At 69.0% G+C, this 15,549-nt stretch carries 12 protein-coding genes; 6 read left to right on the forward strand and 6 right to left on the reverse strand.

The genetic code is table 11. From position 1 onward, the window contains the following. Positions 1-81 precede the first annotated feature (81 nt). Positions 82-2,208 (forward strand): DUF3300 domain-containing protein, encoded by a 2,127-nt coding sequence (locus DTS01S_RS25810; RefSeq protein ID WP_061289583.1) that lies wholly within the window; start codon positions 82-84, stop codon positions 2,206-2,208. Positions 2,209-2,302: 94 nt separating this feature from the next. Next, on the forward strand, positions 2,303-3,184 hold the full coding sequence (locus tag DTS01S_RS25815; protein WP_016450475.1) for a peptidoglycan DD-metalloendopeptidase family protein: 882 nt from the start codon (positions 2,303-2,305) through the stop codon (positions 3,182-3,184). 24 nt (positions 3,185-3,208) lie between these two features. Here the strand turns inward: DTS01S_RS25815 and DTS01S_RS25820 are convergent, their stop codons facing one another. Further along, entirely contained in the window at positions 3,209-3,787 is a 579-nt protein-coding gene (locus DTS01S_RS25820; RefSeq protein ID WP_016450474.1) for a DUF2242 domain-containing protein, read from the reverse strand. 330 nt (positions 3,788-4,117) lie between these two features. On the opposite strand from DTS01S_RS25820, the gene DTS01S_RS25825 reads away from it, so the two are divergent. Beyond that, on the forward strand, positions 4,118-4,960 hold the full coding sequence (locus tag DTS01S_RS25825) for an META and DUF4377 domain-containing protein (RefSeq protein ID WP_016450473.1): 843 nt from the start codon (positions 4,118-4,120) through the stop codon (positions 4,958-4,960). A gap of 64 nt (positions 4,961-5,024) precedes the next feature. Here the strand turns inward: DTS01S_RS25825 and cls are convergent, their stop codons facing one another. Both cls and DTS01S_RS25835 read right to left on the reverse strand, forming a co-directional pair. Beyond that, positions 5,025-6,476, reverse strand: a complete 1,452-nt coding sequence (cls, locus tag DTS01S_RS25830) for a cardiolipin synthase (RefSeq protein WP_061289586.1) — start codon at positions 6,474-6,476, stop codon at positions 5,025-5,027. 355 nt (positions 6,477-6,831) lie between these two features. Further along, a complete protein-coding gene (locus DTS01S_RS25835) occupies positions 6,832-7,179 on the reverse strand; it encodes a MoaF-related domain-containing protein (RefSeq protein ID WP_012204400.1) in 348 nt (115 codons plus the stop codon). A 90-nt stretch (positions 7,180-7,269) separates the two neighbouring features. Here DTS01S_RS25835 and DTS01S_RS25840 point away from each other — a divergent pair, with 90 nt between their 5' ends. Beyond that, positions 7,270-8,643, forward strand: a complete 1,374-nt coding sequence (locus tag DTS01S_RS25840) for an MFS transporter (protein WP_016450471.1) — start codon at positions 7,270-7,272, stop codon at positions 8,641-8,643. Here DTS01S_RS25840 and DTS01S_RS25845 read toward each other — a convergent pair. Further along, complete coding sequence (locus DTS01S_RS25845) at positions 8,640-9,638, reverse strand: diaminopimelate dehydrogenase (protein ID WP_061289598.1); 999 nt, start codon at positions 9,636-9,638, stop codon at positions 8,640-8,642. The genes DTS01S_RS25840 and DTS01S_RS25845 overlap by 4 nt on opposite strands. A 228-nt stretch (positions 9,639-9,866) precedes the next feature. On the opposite strand from DTS01S_RS25845, the gene DTS01S_RS25850 reads away from it, so the two are divergent. Continuing rightward, complete coding sequence (locus DTS01S_RS25850; RefSeq protein ID WP_227469543.1) at positions 9,867-10,736, forward strand: pseudouridine synthase; 870 nt, start codon at positions 9,867-9,869, stop codon at positions 10,734-10,736. Here DTS01S_RS25850 and DTS01S_RS25855 read toward each other — a convergent pair. Beyond that, positions 10,676-11,668: a DHH family phosphoesterase gene (locus tag DTS01S_RS25855; protein ID WP_017405579.1), complete on the reverse strand. Its 993-nt coding sequence runs from the start codon at positions 11,666-11,668 to the stop codon at positions 10,676-10,678. The two genes, DTS01S_RS25850 and DTS01S_RS25855, sit on opposite strands and share 61 nt — an antisense overlap. Before the next feature lie 233 nt (positions 11,669-11,901). Between DTS01S_RS25855 and DTS01S_RS25860 the strand changes: the two genes are divergently transcribed. Further along, entirely contained in the window at positions 11,902-13,110 is a 1,209-nt protein-coding gene (locus DTS01S_RS25860; protein ID WP_017405580.1) for a M20 aminoacylase family protein, read from the forward strand. A 41-nt stretch (positions 13,111-13,151) separates the two neighbouring features. Here the strand turns inward: DTS01S_RS25860 and DTS01S_RS25865 are convergent, their stop codons facing one another. Then, positions 13,152-15,440, reverse strand: a complete 2,289-nt coding sequence (locus tag DTS01S_RS25865; protein ID WP_026062425.1) for a putative bifunctional diguanylate cyclase/phosphodiesterase — start codon at positions 15,438-15,440, stop codon at positions 13,152-13,154. Positions 15,441-15,549: the final 109 nt, after the last annotated feature.

Here is a 15,549-nt window from a genome sequence, read left to right on the forward strand (position 1 = left end):
AACGCAGCGCGCACTTTGGCGTTCAAATGACATGTACCTTGCCGCTTCGGCGCGCAAGGCGTTCCTGCCCAGGAGAACGCAATGCTGCAATCCGCCGTGCCCAGAGCACGCACCATGGCCCCCTCAGCTTCCCACGCCGGCGCCCTGCGCCTGAGCGTGCTGGGCCTGGCCGCCGCCCTGGCGCTGAGCGCCTGCAACGAATCCCAGGACAAGCCCCCGCAGGCCGCCAGCGCGCCGCTGCCGCCTGCCACCGAAAGCGCCCAGCCCGTCGCCACGCCCGTGGCCTATGTGCCGCCGTCGGCCGAGACGCTCTACCAGATGGTGGCGCCCATTGCGCTGTACCCCGACAAGCTCGTGGCCCAGGTGCTGGCCGCCTCCACCTATCCCGACCAGGTCGGCGCCGCCGAGGTCTGGCTGGGGCAGAACCCGGGCCTCAAGCCCCAGGAGCTGCAGGACGCCGTCAACGGCCAGGACTGGGACCCGTCGGTCAAGTCCCTGGCCCAGTTTCCCAACGTGCTGGCGCAGCTGTCTTCCAACATTCCCTGGACCACGGCCCTGGGCAGGGCCTACTACAACGATCCGGCCGACGTGATGAACGCCATCCAGGTGATGCGCCAGCGCGCCTACAAGGCCGGTACGCTCAAGGACTCCAGCCGGCTCAAGGTGGCCGTGGCCGCGGCCGACGCCCCGCCGCGCGATCCCCAGCCAGCGCCCCAGGACATGGGCGAGCCCCTGTCGTCCATGCTGCCGGTGCCGGTGATCGATGCGCCCTCGCAGTTCATCGAGATCACTCCCGCCCAGCCCGACACCGTCTATGTGCCGCAGTACGACCCGGGTGTGGTGTATGGCGAGCCGCTGCCGGTGTATGGCGGCTACCGCCCCATCGTGGCGCCGCAGCCCGTCTACGTGGGCAGTTCGGCCGCGCCCGTGGTGGCGGGGCTGATCGGCTTTGGCGCAGGCGTGATCCTCGCCGAGTCCGTGGACCGTCGCCCCTGGGGCTGGAACTCCTGGGGCATGCGCTGGGGCGAGCCCGGCTACCGCTGGCACCGCAACGAGCCGCCGCCACCGCCCTCGCGCCGGCCAGCCGTGATCTACAACAACAACACCTATGTGACACGCTCGACCACGGTGGTGCAGAACATCCGCAACACGCAGATCAACAACGGTGGCAACGTCACCCACATCGCGAACAACCCGCACGTCGAGCCCCGCCCTGCCGGCAACCCGCCCAACCCGCCACAGGGCGGCGATCCGCGCCCGGGCGGCATGGCCGCGGCGGCCCTGGCCGGCGCCGCCGGCATGGCAGGCGCGGCCGCCGCCGCGCATGGCGGCATGCCGCAGCGGCTGGGCCTGAGGCCACCGCAGGGCGGCCCGCCGGCGTCTTCCCAAGGCATGCTGCCGCCCGGCGCCACGCAAGGATCTGCCCGGCATGACGGCGCCGATCGCGGCCGCCCGGGCCTGCGGCCCGATGACCGGCCGCAGGCAGCGTTGCAGCCCAGGATGAACCCGGTGCCGGCCTCGCAGCCGGGCCAGTTCGGCAAGTGGCCGCAGGCTCCGCATTCGACCCAGGCTGCAGGGGTGCAGCGCCCGCCAGCCGCCCTGCCCGCTGCCGCCATGCCGGGCGAGCGGGGCCGCGATTCCCGCGTGCCTTCGTGGTCGTCTGCCGCCGCGCAGCAGGGCACGCGGCAGCAGGACCGGCAGGACCGCGACCGTTCCATGGCCGATGCCGCGCGCATGCGCCAGCAGCAGCAACAGCAGATGGAGATGCAGACCGCCCGCCTGCGTGGCGAGGAGCAGTCGCGGCAGCAACAGCAACAGCAACAACGGCAGCAACAACAGGCCCAGCGCCAGGCACAGATGCAGATGCAGGCCAGGGACCAGGCCCGCGAACAGGCGCAGATGCAGGCCCGCCAGCAGCAGTTGCAGCAACAACAGCAACAGCAACAAGCCCGTGCGCAGGAACAGATGCAGGCCAGAATGCAGGCCCAACAACAGGCGCAGCAGCAAGCGCAACGACAGGCCCAGATGCAGGAGCGTCAGGCGCAGCAGCAACGCATGCAGCTCCAGCAGGCACAGCAGGCCCAGGCGCGCGCCCAGCAGCAGCAGGCCCGCGCGCAGCAGGAGCAGCGCCAACAGCAGCAGCGCATGGCCAACGCATCCCGCCCGCAGGAACGGCGCGGCGGACGTGACGAACGCCGGGACCGCTGAACGGCCCGGCAGAGGTTTGGCTTGGCGCACGCTTGGCGGACAATGGGGCGATCGATAACGGCCCCATGCCGGCGCCAAGCCCGCCGCTTCATCCATGCAGATACCGACGACGAATCCCCGCTCCCGCCGACTGTTCGTGCAATCCCTGTGCGCCTCGGGCGCGGGCCTGATCCTTCCCTCCTGGGCCGCCAAGGCCGCAGCGCCCTCCAGCGAATCCCCCTGGCCCCATGACAGCCGCGTGCCCGGCGGCGTGGCCCGTCTGTCGCTGGGGCCCGCATCCCAGCGGCCCCAGGTACTGGCCGGCGACGTGCCCGTGCTGGTGGTGGGCGACATGATCGAATGGACGGCCGTGGTCGGCATTGCGCTGTCGGCCGCACCTGGCACCCACAGCGTGACCGTGAAGGGCGAAGGCGCAGCGCGCTCCCTGGCCTACGAGGTGCGTGACAAGAAGTACACCGAGCAGCGCCTGAAGGTCTCGCCCAAGACCGTGGACCTGTCGCCCGAGGACGATGCGCGCTACCAGCGTGAGCGCGCCCACCAGCAGACCATCATGGCGCTGTTCACCGAGCCGCCCGCACGCCCCGGCGACCTGCGCATGCGCCAGCCCGTGCCGGGCCGGCGCAGCAGCAGCTTCGGCCTGCGCCGCGTGTTCAACGGCCAGCCGCGCAATCCGCACAGCGGCATGGACATCGCGGCAGCCACGGGCACCAACGTCGTCGCGCCGCTGCCGGGCAAGGTGGTGGACGTCGGCGACTATTTCTTCAACGGCGGCACCGTGTGGCTGGACCACGGCGGCGGCCTGCTGAGCATGTACTGCCACCTGAGCAGCGTGCAGTGCAAGCTGGGCGATCAGCTGGACACGGGAGAGGCCTTCTGCAAGGTCGGCGCCACGGGCCGCGTCACCGGCCCGCACCTGCACTGGGGCGTGATGCTCAACCGCAGCATGGTGGACCCGGCGCTGTTCCTGGCGGCGTGAACGGGGCTGTGGCGCCCGCCGGCGTCAGTGGTCGGCCGAGGGAATCGTGTTCTGCGGCGCCACCGGCGTGGGCACGGCGATGGAGTCGCGGTCCTGCGCCAGGTAGCGCGAGACCAGCTCGAAGAAGCTGTCGTAGAAGCCGCTCTTGGCAATCGTCTCGCTGCCCACCTTGACCATGGAGTCGCTGCCCGAGGAGAACGGCAGCGACACGGACCCCAGCGCACCCACGCCCAGGCTGGCCGAGTTGGCGCTCTTCTTCAGGGTATAGCGGTCCTGCAGCGCCGTGACAAAGCCGATGCTGACCTGGCCGTCGGCGGTCTCCGGCACGCAGACCACGCGGATGTTCATCTGCAGGTTCAGCTCCGGGTCGGGCTGGAAGCTCTTGCTGCCTTCTATGAGTTCGGCCGTGCGCGCCATGGCGATGTAGCCCTGGCTCAGCAGCGCGCGGCGCGCGGCCTCGCAGGTCTGGGCCGGCGAGGCATCGAACATGCGCGAGAAGGTCTCGGTGGAGCCGAAGCTCTCCTGCACCGGCACATGCTGGGGAATCGTCGAGCCGCAGCCCGCCAGCACCATGATGACGGCCAAAGCCCCTGCGCAGCGCATGCCACGCACCCTGTTTGCTGCACTCCAACGTCGATACACGAACCTGCTCCTTGCTCCGGTGCCGCTGCCTGCGGATGGCATGGCGGCTGGCCGCCTATTCTCACCCGAGCGCAATGCAATGGCCGGCAACTTTGCAGCAATCGGTTTTTCCGTCTGCATCAAATAGATGCAAACGAATGTGAATAGCGCCCCGTTCTGACAAGCACCGCCGCCCATCTGCGTTATGGTGCCCCGGTTCGGCCAGGGCCGGTGCGGCTCATGCCGCACCCGGGCTGCCCAAGCCTGCCGCCGCTGCGCCTGTACCTGTACCCATCAACCAAGGAACTCAACATGAAGCCAAGCTGGACCTGGTGCCTGCCCGTGATCGTCACCATGGGGCTCGGCGCCTGCAGCCATATCGACAAGGGCGGCAACGCCGAAGACGGCGCCAAGCCCCAGGTGTCGGCTCCTGCCGGCCCGCCCGGTGACGCCCAATCGCTGACCGCCTACCACTGGAGTCTTCGCCAGGCCTTCACGCCCCAGGGCACCGAAGACCAGAGCTGGTTCCTGACGGCCGCCTCGCGCAAGCGGCCCCTGCAACTGGAGTTCGCCGACCAGCGCCTGGCCGTCAAGAACCTGTGCAACGTGGTGACCACGGGCTACCGCACCGAAGGCAACCGCATCGCCACCCAGCGCGCCGCCAGCACGCTGATGGCCTGCGATGACGACCAATTGATGGCGCTGGAGCAAAAGGTGGCCCGCATCCTGCCCACGGCCAAGCAATGGTCCGTGCAACTGGGCGAAGGCAAGCAGCCTGCGCGCCTGACGCTCACCTTCATCGACGGCACGCGCTGGCAGCTCGACGGCTCGCCCACGGCCCAGACCCAGTACGGCAGCGCAGGCGAACGCATCTTCCTGGAAGTGGCGCCCCAGCGCACGGCCTGCAACCACCCGCTGATCAAGGACTTCCAGTGCCTGCGCGTGCGCGAGATCCGCTACGGCGACAACGGCGTGAAGACCTCCACCGGCGAGTGGGAGAACTTCTACAGCGAGATCGAGGGCTACAAGCACGAGCCCGGCATCCGCAACGTGCTGCGCATCCAGCGCTACAAGCGCCAGAACGTGCCGGCCGACGCATCGGCCTACGCCTATGTGCTGGACATGGTGGTCGAGAGCGAGCGCGTGGGCCGCTGAGCGCGCCTGCTGCCCCACAGCCCTGAAGGCCTGCACTGCGCAGGCCTTTTTTGTGGGCTGCGCCTCACAGCACCGGACTGAGCATCGCCAGCAGGTTGTTCCAGATGCGCCGGCCCCAGGGCCAGGCGTGGACCTGGGCGGCGGTGATGCGGTCGGACTGGCGGATGTAGTCGGCCTGGCGCCGGCGGATGGCCTGGGTCACGGCCTCGTCCTGCAGCAGCACATTGTTCTCGAAGTTCAGGTCGAAGCTGCGCAGGTCCAGGTTGGTGGAGCCCAGCAAAGCCACCTGCCCGTCCACGCACAGGGTCTTGGCATGCAGCAGGCCGGGGCGGAATTCATGGAGCATGACGCCGGCCCGCAGCAGGTAGCGGTAGGTGCTGCGGCTGGCCGCGCCCACGATCCACGAATCGTTGCGCGCGGGCAGGATGAGACTGACCTGCACGCCGCGCCAGGCGGCGGCGCACAGGGCCTCGAGCACCGTGGCGTCGGGAATGAAGTAAGGGGTGGAGATCACGACCTCGCGCCGTGCGCTGGCCAGCAGCGTGGACACGAGCTGCGAGGTGGAGCGGGGCCGCTCGGCCGGGCCTTCGGCAATGACGACGGCGGCAAAGCCGCCTGCAGGCCGCTCGGGCAGACCGTTTGCGGACCGGACAGCCAACGGCATGGGAGGAATCTGGGCGACGCTGCGTGCCTGCGCCCAGTCGCTGGCGAACACCTGCTGCATCTGCGCCACCACCGGACCCTGCATGCGCAGCATGACATCGACCCAGGGCGCATAGCGGGCCTTGACGGCAAAGGCTTCATCCGCGCAGTTCTGGCTGCCGCAGTAGGTGATGCGCTGGTCGATCACGGTGATCTTGCGGTGGTTGCGCAGGTCCAGGCGGCTGGTGAACATCACGCGGATCGGATGGCTGGTGGGCAGGGCCACGGCCAGCTGCACGCCCGCCTGGGCCATCTGCTGCCAGAGGTCGGTGCGCAGCAGCGCGCGCGAGCCCAGGCCGTCCACCATGGCGCGGCAGACCACGCCACGCCGTGCCGCGCGCACCAGCGCCTGGGCCACGGCCGTGCCCGTGTGATCAGCCAGCCAGATGTAGTACAGCACGTTGATTTCATGCTGGGCGGCGTCCATGTCGGCCAGCATGCGGGCGCGGGCCTCGGCGCCATCGGCCATGAGCTGCGCGGTGTGGCCCGGCTGCGCGGCAAAGCGGTTGATGGAGGCCGCATAGCCGAAGGCAGCCTGCCACTGTGGGGCGATGCCCGCTATCGGCACGGCGGCGCCGTGGTCCATGGCAGCGCCTGCCGCGAAGTCCTGCACCTTGCGGTACCGGGCCCGGCCGCGGCGGCGCAGCGTGACTTCGCCAAACAGGTAGTACAGCGCGCAACTGACGTAGGGCAGCAGCACGATGACGGTGAGCCAGCCCATGCGAACGTCGGGGCGCACATCGTCACGCAAAAGGATGCGCAGGCCGAAACCCGCGATGAGCAGCAGATGCAATGCGATAAGCAGCCAGGTCATGCGGCCAGCATAGCGGCGGCATTGCGGACCTGTTTCTCAGGCGCGCAATGTTTCACGGGGGCACGGGCCTTGATCTGCGGCGGGCGGCTGCACACCGGTGATGGATCCAGGAACAGAATTCCACGAAAAACCTGAATCATGACGAAAGTACACGCACACATCCCACGAAACTTTTCCGTTGGACGAAGAAAATGACGGTGGCGTGACGGTTATGCCCAGCGACTGTGGGCCTGCCTGTGGACAAGCTTCGGGACAACCCGTGTTTGCGGCGCCAGCCTTGGCTTTGCCGGTGGCGCTCAAAAAACAGGCATGTTGCGCCGCCGCCGCAATGTTTCACGCAGCACCGGCAGGGTTGTCAGCGAAAGCGGAAACGGCCTTCGACGAACATGGAGGACCGGTGGCCGCCCTCGCTGGCCGGATCGGCAAAGGACCAGAAGGCCTGCACCGTTCCCTGCGCCGTGTCTATGACCTGGCTGACGGTGAAACCGGTTTTCTCGATCCAGTTGAGGAAGTGCAGGCTGTCGCTGACCTGCAGGTAGCTGAGCCGTTCGCAGCCGTCGGACACATGGCCCAGGGAATCGACCACATGCCAGACCATCTGGCCCTGCGGCGTGTACCGCACATCAGCCTTGCTATCGGGGAAATCGATGACCGCTTCGCGCCCGATCAAGGTGCCGGCGTATTGCATGGACAACATGGACATGGTGTGTTGCTCCTCTGATGCGGGGTTCTGGCCTGACCCGTGATGGCATGTTCACGCGCCGCGTCCCCGGTGTTTGTGGGAGCAGGCCGCATGCCTTCGTCGGCAGCATGGCGCAGGCGGTTCGGCCTGCAGGGCGGCGGCATTTCGCAGATACTGCGCGTGCTCTGCCACGGACTTCCGATCTTGCCCTCCTCCCCGCTTCCCCCCACTTCGGCCGACAGCCCCGCTGCCGGCCTGCGCAACAGCGCCTTCGTCCCTTTCGTCATGGCGCGCATGCTGTCCATGTTCGCCCAGCAGATGCAGGCCGTGGTCGTCGCCTGGCAGGTCTACGACCTGACGCGCGACCCCATGTCCCTGGCCTATGTGGGACTGGCCCAGTTCCTGCCCATGCTGGCGCTGCTGATTCCGGCAGGCGACCTCAGCGACCGCATGAGCCGCAAGCGCCTGCTGTCGGGCAGCTGGGCCGTGGCGGCGCTGTGCTCCCTGCTGCTGCTGTGGCTGTCCTGGCACGAGGGCGCTGCCGCGCACGATGTGCACTGGATCTACGCGGTGCTGGTGCTGTTCGGTTGCAGCCGCGCCTTCACAGGGCCGGCCCTGCAAAGCCTGCTGCCGCAGATCGTGCCGCGCGAGCAACTGGCCCAGGCGCTGGCCACCAACAGCATGCTGATGCGCACGGCCGCCATCGCGGCGCCCGTGCTGGGCGGCCTGCTCTACGCCTGGGGCGGCGCCGTGCTGACCTATGCGGTCTGCGGCGTGTCCCTGGTGCTGGCCGTGCTGCTGCTGGGCACGGTGCCCGTGCGCTATGCCGAAGCCATGGCGCCGGCCGGCGGCTCGCTGTGGCTGCGCTTTGGCGAAGGCATCCACTTCATCCGCACGCGCCCCATCATCCTGGGCACGATTTCGCTGGACCTGTTCGCCGTGCTGCTGGGCGGCGTGGTGGCCCTGCTGCCCGTGTACGCGCACGAGGTGCTCAAGGTCGGGCCCGAAGGCCTGGGCCTGCTGCGCTCGTCCATGACCGTGGGCGAGGTGGCCATGGGCCTGTGGCTGTCGGCCCGCCCCATACAGCGCCATGTGGGCCGCGTGATGTTCGCCGCCGTGGCCATCTTCGGCGTGGCCAATCTGGTGTTTGCGCTGTCGCACTGGTTCTGGCTGTCCATGGCGGCGCTGATGCTGGCGGGTGCGGCCGACATGGTGAGCGTGTACATCCGCTCGGCCCTGGTGCAGTTTTCCACGCCCGACTCCATGCGCGGGCGCGTGAACGCGGTGAACATGCTGTTCATCGGCTCGTCCAACGAACTGGGCGAGTTCCGTGCCGGCACCAGCGCCGCCTGGCTGGGCGCGGTGCCCGCCGCCGTGGTGGGCAGCCTGTGCACGCTGGGCGTGGTCGGCAGCTGGATGACCCTGTTCAAGCCGCTGCGCGACGTGGACCGGCTGGAAGACGCGGCCCGCGTGGGCCAGGGCTAAAGCAGCTCGGCCCGCAGCTGCTGCGCAGTTTTGGGCGACAGCAGGCCGGGCGCCACGTCAAAGACGGTCCTGCAGCCCGTCTGCCCCGATTGCTGCAGCCGGTGCACGGCGCGCGCGTAGGCCACGAGCACGCTGGCCGTGAACTCCGGGTTGCTGTCCAGCTGCAGCCGGTATTCAATGGAATGGCGCAGCCCATCGGAGCTGCTGCCGCTGCGGATGACGAAGCCGCCATGCGGCATGGCCGCATGGTCACGGGCCAGCTCCTGCGCGCTGATGAAGTGCACCGTGGTGTCGTACTCGTCGAAGTAATGCGGCATGCCGGTGATGGCCTGGCGCACGCCGTCGGCATCGGCCCCATGCTCCAGCACCACAAAGCACTCGCGCCGGTGCCGCTCGCGCGCAGACAGTTCGGGCCGCACGCCGCTGCGCACGCGCTGCACGGCCTCGTCCACGGGAATGGTGTACTGCACGCCGCCGGCCACGCCGGGAATGCGGCGGATGGCGTCGGAGTGCCCCTGGCTCAGGCCCTTGCCCCAGAAGGTGTAGGAGGCGCCATCGGGCAGCAGGGCCTCGCCCATGAGGCGCTGCAGGGAGAACATGCCCGGGTCCCAGCCGGCCGAGATCAGCGCCGTGGTGCCCGCCGCGCGGGCCGCCGCGTCGACCAGCTCGAAATGCCCGGGAATGCGCGCATGCGTGTCAAAGCTGTCCACCAGGCTGAAATGTGCAGCCAGCGCGGGGGACTGCTGCGGCAGGTCGTCCTTGGAGCCGCCGCACAGCACCAGCACGTCGATGCCTGCGCGATGGGCCAGCAGGCTGTCCATGCCGTGCACGGGCGTGCCGGGCTGCAGCGGGCGCAGTTGCGCCGGATCACGGCGGGTGTAGATGCCGGCCAGCACCATGTCGGGGTTGCGGGCAATGGCCGCCTCCACGCCACGGCCCAGGTTGCCGTGGCCGACGATGGCGATGCGGATGGGAGCGGTGCTGCGATGGTCCATGCGGTGCGGTGCCTTTGCGATGAGGTTCAAAAACTGCGGCTCGAAAATGAGGCTCATGCGCCAGCGCAGAACCAGGCGCGATCTTGCATCGCCAAGGAGCCGCCAGTCGTGCACTGCCGGGCAGCACTGCGTTGCCCTGCGCGGGGGTACTGAGCGGCGATGTTGGGCAGGGGTATTGGGAGAGGGTCGTGGGCCGTGGTGGACAGCAGCGCCTACACTCACGCCCTCATGTCCCAGCCCTCATCCCCCATCGCCCAGCCGCTGCCCTCGGAGTGCGGCGACGCACCGCTGCACATCCTCTGGCGCGACGAGCACCTGGTGGCGGTCTACAAGCCCGCAGGCTGGCTGGTGCACCGCACGGGACTGGACGCGCACGAGACGCGCTTCGTGCTGCAGACCCTGCGCGACCAGCTGGGCTGCCATGTGCACCCTGCGCACCGGCTGGACAAGGGCACCTGCGGCGTGCTGGTGATGGCCCTGCATGCCCAGGCCGCGCAGCGGCTGGGCCAGGCGTTTGCCGGGCAGCAAGTGCGCAAGCAATACCTGGCGCTGGTGCGCGGCTGGCTGCCCGATGCGGTGGAGGTGGACCACGCGCTCCGACCCGACGATGCGCCCGAGGACGCGCCAGCCCAGCCCGCACGGACTGCGCTGCGCTGCCTGGCCCGGCTCGAATGGCCCGAGGCCTTTGATCCGCGCCATGCGGCCACGCGGATTTCGCTGGTCCAGGCGCTGCCTGCCACGGGCCGCCGCCACCAGATACGCCGCCATCTCAAGCATGTGGCCCATCCCATCATTGGCGACGCCACGCATGGCAAGGGGCCGCTGAACCGCTGGTGGGCCGAGCGCCTGGGCCTGCAGCGGCTGTGGCTGCATGCCCATGCGCTGGAGCTGGCGCACCCGATGACGGGCGAGCCGCTGCGCTTCGAGGCCGACTGGAGCCGGCTGGGCCATGTGCCCGAGGTGCAGCAATGGCGCGCGCTGTGCGCCCTGCCCGGCTGGCAGGCCTGTGCGGGCCTGCCGGCGACGGCCGGGCTGGATCAGGCAGCTTCGGCAGGCGCGCCCGTTTCAGGCTGCTCCATCAGCGGCGCGGCCACGTAGGCGTAGTCGGCCGAGGCATCGGCCTTGAGCACGCCCGACAGCAGCTCCACCAGACGCTCGTTGCCCATCTTGAAGCCGCAGGCCTGGGCATGGCCGCCGCCGCCGAAGCTTTCGGCCAGCGCAATGCAGTTGAACTCCGAGCGCGATCGCAGTCCGACCTTCACCCCCTTGGTGCTGGCATGCCACATCAGCGCGAAGCTGCCGCTCTGGCGCGCCAGCAGGTCGCCGACCTGGCTGTGGAACATGCCGGGGCAGTTGACCATCAGGCCCTGCATGCCGTTGAAGACCAGGGGCTGGGCGGACTCGGAAATGTCGGCGCACAGCTTCTGGAATTTCTCGTCCATGGCGCCGCCGCGTGCCATGAAGGCAGCTTCCTGCTCGGGCGTGAAGGCCGCGATCTCGGCCCAGCGCTCGAAGCTGCGCGGCTCCATGTCCAGCGCCGCGAGAAAGCCCGCGCTCTCGGCGAATTCCCACTTCCAGATGTCGCGGTCCTCGATGAAGCGGATCAGGCCCGGCACGGGCTTGTCGGCCTGGAAGAACTCCCAGGCCAGGCGCGCGCCGGACTTGTTCATGTCGAAGTGCACGACGCCGCAGCGGCACTGGTAGCCGGTGAGCTTTTCGGCAGCGCTCTTGTGGTGGTCCAGCACCACGAGCTTGGACACGCGCGACTCGATCTCGGCCATCAGCTCGGGCTCGAAGGCGAAGTCCAGCACGTAGACCGCGCGGCCGGCCAGCTCGCCCAGGTCGTCGGCCTTCTGGATCTCGCCATGGTCCAGCCCGCGGAATTCGGCCTGCCCGCCGTAGAACAGCCAGGCCGCCAGCGCCGCGCCATAGCCGTCCGGGCAGCGGCGGCCGTGGTACAGGATCAGGGGCTGGGGATCGTCATGCTCGGGGCGCACGAACAATTGCAGGGGCAGGATGGTGTTTTTCATGATGGGGGCGATTGTCGGTCCTGGCGCCATTCCCCTGCATCTGCGCCAACTCCCGGGCCAGGGCATTGCGCGGGCAGCTATCAAAGAACGTAGCGCAAAGCCTCGGCAGCACAAGGCCTATCGGCGCGGCAGACGGCATAGGCAAACCCCAGGACCTATCATGTCCGCCTTGTCATTGAATTGCTGCGACCGCCTGCGGACCCGCTTGGCGTGCAGGCCGTCGCGGCCCCTGTATGCGATCCACACCCGACATCACCCCCCATCTCGGCTCCCTGCTGAAGTTCCGCCACGACCTGCATGCCCACCCCGAGCTGCGCTACGAGGAGCACCGCACCGGCGACAAGGTGGCGGCCTATCTCCAGGCGCTGGGGCTGCAGGTGCACCGCGGGCTGGGCCGGACCGGCGTGGTGGCAAGCATCCACGGCCGGGGGCGCAGCGCCGCCAACCCGGGCCGCAGCCTCGGCATCCGTGCCGACATGGATGCGCTGCCGGTGACGGAACTCAATGCCTTCGGCCACGCCAGCCAGAACCCGGGCTGCATGCATGCCTGCGGCCATGACGGCCATACCACCATGCTGCTGGGTGCGGCCACGCTGCTGGCGCAGCAGCCCGATTTCGATGGCACGGTGCACCTGATCTTCCAGCCCGCCGAGGAAGGCGGCGCAGGCGCCAAGGCCATGATGGACGATGGCCTGTTCGAGCGATTCCCCTGCGAGGCCGTGTTCGCGCTGCACAACTGGCCTGCCCTGCCTGCCGGCGAAATGGCGGTGCGCGTGGGGCCCATCATGGCGTCCACGCTGCGTTTCGAGATCCGCGTGCACGGCAAGGGCGGGCACGCTGCCATGCCCCACACCACGCTGGACCCGATTCCCGTGGCCTGCGCCATCGTCGGCCAGCTGCAGACCCTGGTGTCGCGCAGCACCGATCCGCTGGACAGCGCCGTGCTCACCGTGGGCAAGATCACCAGCGGCACGGTGGAAAACATCATTCCCGACGAGGCCAGCATCTTCGGCACGGTGCGCGCCCTCAGGACCGAGACGCAGCAGATGTTCATCGAAGGCATGCAGCGCATCAGCGAGCATGTGGCGGCGGCCCATCTGTGCCGCGCCGAGTTCATCCTCAGGCCCGGCTACCCCAACACCACCAACCACGCGCACGAGGCCCGCTTCATGGCCGATGTGATGCGCGAGGCGGTGGGCGAGGACCGCACCCACGCCGACATCCTGCCGGCCATGACGGCCGAGGACTTCGGCTTCATGCTCGAGGCCGTGCCCGGCGCCTATGGCTGGATAGGCAACGGTCCCGCCACGGGCCAGCCCGGCGTGGGCCTGCACAATCCCGGCTACGACTTCAACGACGACAACCTGGGACGTGGCGCACGCTTTTGGGATCTGCTGGCGCGCCGCTGGCTGGAGCAGCCCGCCAACCAGGCCAGGGACTGAACAGGCCGCGCCAGGGCCGCCACCCTGGCGTGCCTACGGCCTCACACGCCGGCCGCCCCCACTTGAAGATCCACCCACTCGGCGGCAGGCAGCGGCCGGCCGTAGTGGTAGCCCTGGAACAGCACATCCTGGTTCCAGGCGCGCAGGGTGCCGGCCTGCTCCTCGGTCTCCACCCCTTCGGCCACCACGCGCAGGTGCAGGCGACGGGCCATGAGCAAAATGGCCTCGACCATGGCGGCATTGCCGGGCGAGGCATGGCAGTCCTGCACAAAGGACTTGTCGATCTTGAGTTCACGGAACGGCAGCCGCTGCAGATAGGCCAGCGATGAATAGCCGGTGCCGAAGTCGTCCAGCCCCATCTCCACGCCCAGCAGCTGCAGCTCGGTCATGCGCTCGCGCGCCTCGTCCACGTCGCGCATGACCACGCTTTCCGTGACCTCCAGCGTCAGCCGGCGCGGGTCGGCGCCGGTGGTGGCCAGGATGCGCTTGAGCTTGTTCACCACATCGGGCTGGCGGAACTGCCGCCAGCTGACGTTGACCGACAGCCGCCAGCCGTGCTGCACGAATTCGGGCCGCACCAGCATGCGGCAGGCCTGCTCCAGCATCCAGTCTCCCAGCTGCACGATCAGGTCCGACTCCTCTGCCACGGCAATGAAGTCGCCGGGCTCGACCATGCCCAGGCGCGGATGGTTCCAGCGCACCAGCACCTCGGCGCCCACGCAGCGCCCCATGCGGTCCACCTGGGACTGCAGGTAGGGCTGCAGCTCGCCGGCAGGGATGGCGCGGCGCAGGTCCTTTTCGATGCGAAAGCGCTTGCCCACGGCCTCGGCCATGTCGGGCTGGAAGATGACGACCTGGCCCAGACCGGCCTGCTTGGCCTGGTGCAGGGCCACGCCGGCGCGGCGCAGCACGTCATGGCCGCCGCTGTCGGTGCGCGAGGCGGCAAAGCTGGCCGCGCCAATGCTGCAGCTGGCCTGCACTTCCTCGCCGGTTTCCTCCAGCCATAGCGGCCGCTCCAGCGCGTCCTGCAGCACCTGGGCCAGGGCGCGCATGTGCTGGTCGACCTCGGCGGCCTCGTGGCCTGCCTTCTCCAGCAGCACGGCGAATTCGTCGGCGCCCATGCGGGCCAGCAGCACGCCGTCGGGCAGGGCATCGGCCAGGCGCAGCGCCAGCGCGCCCAGCAGCGCGTCGCCGCGCACCGTGCCGCGCACGTCGTTGAAGGCCGTGAAGCGGTCCATGTCCAGCAGCAGCAGGCCGTGGCGCGGCTCGCCCCCCTTGCCGCCCTCGCGGAACTCGCGCGCCAGCGCGCGCAGCCGCTGGGTCAGCGACAGGCGGTTGGGCAGGCCGGTGAGCGCATCGAAATGCGCCAGCGCATGGATCTGGCGCTCCGCGCGCATGCGCTCGGACAGGTCCTGCTTGAGCTCCACATAGTTGACGATGCTGCCGTCCGAGGCCCGTATCGGCGCCACGAGCACGGCCTCGGGCAGGTCCTCGCCCTGGCGCGTGCGGTTGGTCATCTGGCCACGCCACAGCGCGCCCCGGCCCAGCTGGTGCAGCGCCTCTTCCCAGGCCGGAGCATCCAGCCCCATGGTGGAGTAGCGGTGCGTGGGCTGGCCCAGGACTTCGTTGCGCGCAAAGCCCGTGCGCTGCAAAAAGGCCTCGTTCACATAGACGATGTTCTGGTGCACGTCGGTGATGACGATGCTCTCGGGGTTCTGCTCCACGGCGCGGTAGAACTTGCGCAGATCGTCCTGGTGCTGCTCCAGCGCGCCCAGTGTGTCCTGCAGCTCCTGGGCGCGGCGGATCAGGCTGCGCCGCGCCATCAGCGTGACCGTGCCCGTCAGCCCCAGCATGCCCACGAAGTAGAGCATGGAGAACACGGGCGAGGTCTCGCGCTGGCCGATCCAGTCAACGCCTTCCCGGCCCGCCACCCAGAAACCGGCCATGGTCAGCACGGACAGGACCAGCATGACCAGCGTGGTGCGCACGCCCAGCACCCAGGCGCACATGACCAGCAGGGCAGGAAAGGCCAGCACCGAACCGCTTTGCACGCCGCCCGTGGCGGCCACCACGGTCACGGCCGCCGTCCAGGTGCCCCAGACAAGCACATTGGAGGCCAGCCGCCAGTGCCGGCGCCAGCCCAGCAGCACGGCACCGAAGCTCACGCCTGCGGCAACCAGGTTCAGCCGCACGCTGAGCCAGGGAACGGGGTCCTGCATCAGCAGCGCCATGGCCAGCATCACGGTGAGGCTGGTGATCCATATGCTGCCCACCAGGACCACCCTGCGCAGGGACAAATGGGTTTCCGCCTCGACTCGATGACGCCGCATGAAAAAGCCCCAACAGAGAAAGAACACTCAACATGCTAGCGGTCGGCGCCGCCTGCGGCTGTGGTGGTTGTGCCACCGCCCCGGTCGGACGCGCTCTTGCACCAAACAG

It is taken from the genome of Delftia tsuruhatensis NBRC 16741, from assembly GCF_001571325.1.
GTDB classification, from domain to species: Bacteria; Pseudomonadota; Gammaproteobacteria; order Burkholderiales; family Burkholderiaceae_C; genus Comamonas; species Comamonas tsuruhatensis.

Excerpts from the sequence above, each read along its gene's own strand:
- DTS01S_RS25825 (WP_016450473.1), top strand. The coding sequence starts at position 4,118 with ATGAAGCCAAGCTGGACCTGGTGCCTGCCCGTGATCGTCACCATGGGG.
- DTS01S_RS25820 (WP_016450474.1), bottom strand. The coding sequence starts at position 3,787 with ATGCGCTGCGCAGGGGCTTTGGCCGTCATCATGGTGCTGGCGGGCTGC.
- DTS01S_RS25865 (WP_026062425.1), bottom strand. The coding sequence starts at position 15,440 with ATGCGGCGTCATCGAGTCGAGGCGGAAACCCATTTGTCCCTGCGCAGG.
- DTS01S_RS25835 (WP_012204400.1), bottom strand. The coding sequence starts at position 7,179 with ATGTCCATGTTGTCCATGCAATACGCCGGCACCTTGATCGGGCGCGAA.
- DTS01S_RS25860 (WP_017405580.1), top strand. The coding sequence starts at position 11,902 with ATGCGATCCACACCCGACATCACCCCCCATCTCGGCTCCCTGCTGAAG.
- cls (WP_061289586.1), bottom strand. The coding sequence starts at position 6,476 with ATGACCTGGCTGCTTATCGCATTGCATCTGCTGCTCATCGCGGGTTTC.
- DTS01S_RS25815 (WP_016450475.1), top strand. The coding sequence starts at position 2,303 with ATGCAGATACCGACGACGAATCCCCGCTCCCGCCGACTGTTCGTGCAA.
- DTS01S_RS25840 (WP_016450471.1), top strand. The coding sequence starts at position 7,270 with ATGCCTTCGTCGGCAGCATGGCGCAGGCGGTTCGGCCTGCAGGGCGGC.
- DTS01S_RS25850 (WP_227469543.1), top strand. The coding sequence starts at position 9,867 with ATGTCCCAGCCCTCATCCCCCATCGCCCAGCCGCTGCCCTCGGAGTGC.
- DTS01S_RS25810 (WP_061289583.1), top strand. The coding sequence starts at position 82 with ATGCTGCAATCCGCCGTGCCCAGAGCACGCACCATGGCCCCCTCAGCT.
- DTS01S_RS25845 (WP_061289598.1), bottom strand. The coding sequence starts at position 9,638 with ATGGACCATCGCAGCACCGCTCCCATCCGCATCGCCATCGTCGGCCAC.
- DTS01S_RS25855 (WP_017405579.1), bottom strand. The coding sequence starts at position 11,668 with ATGAAAAACACCATCCTGCCCCTGCAATTGTTCGTGCGCCCCGAGCAT.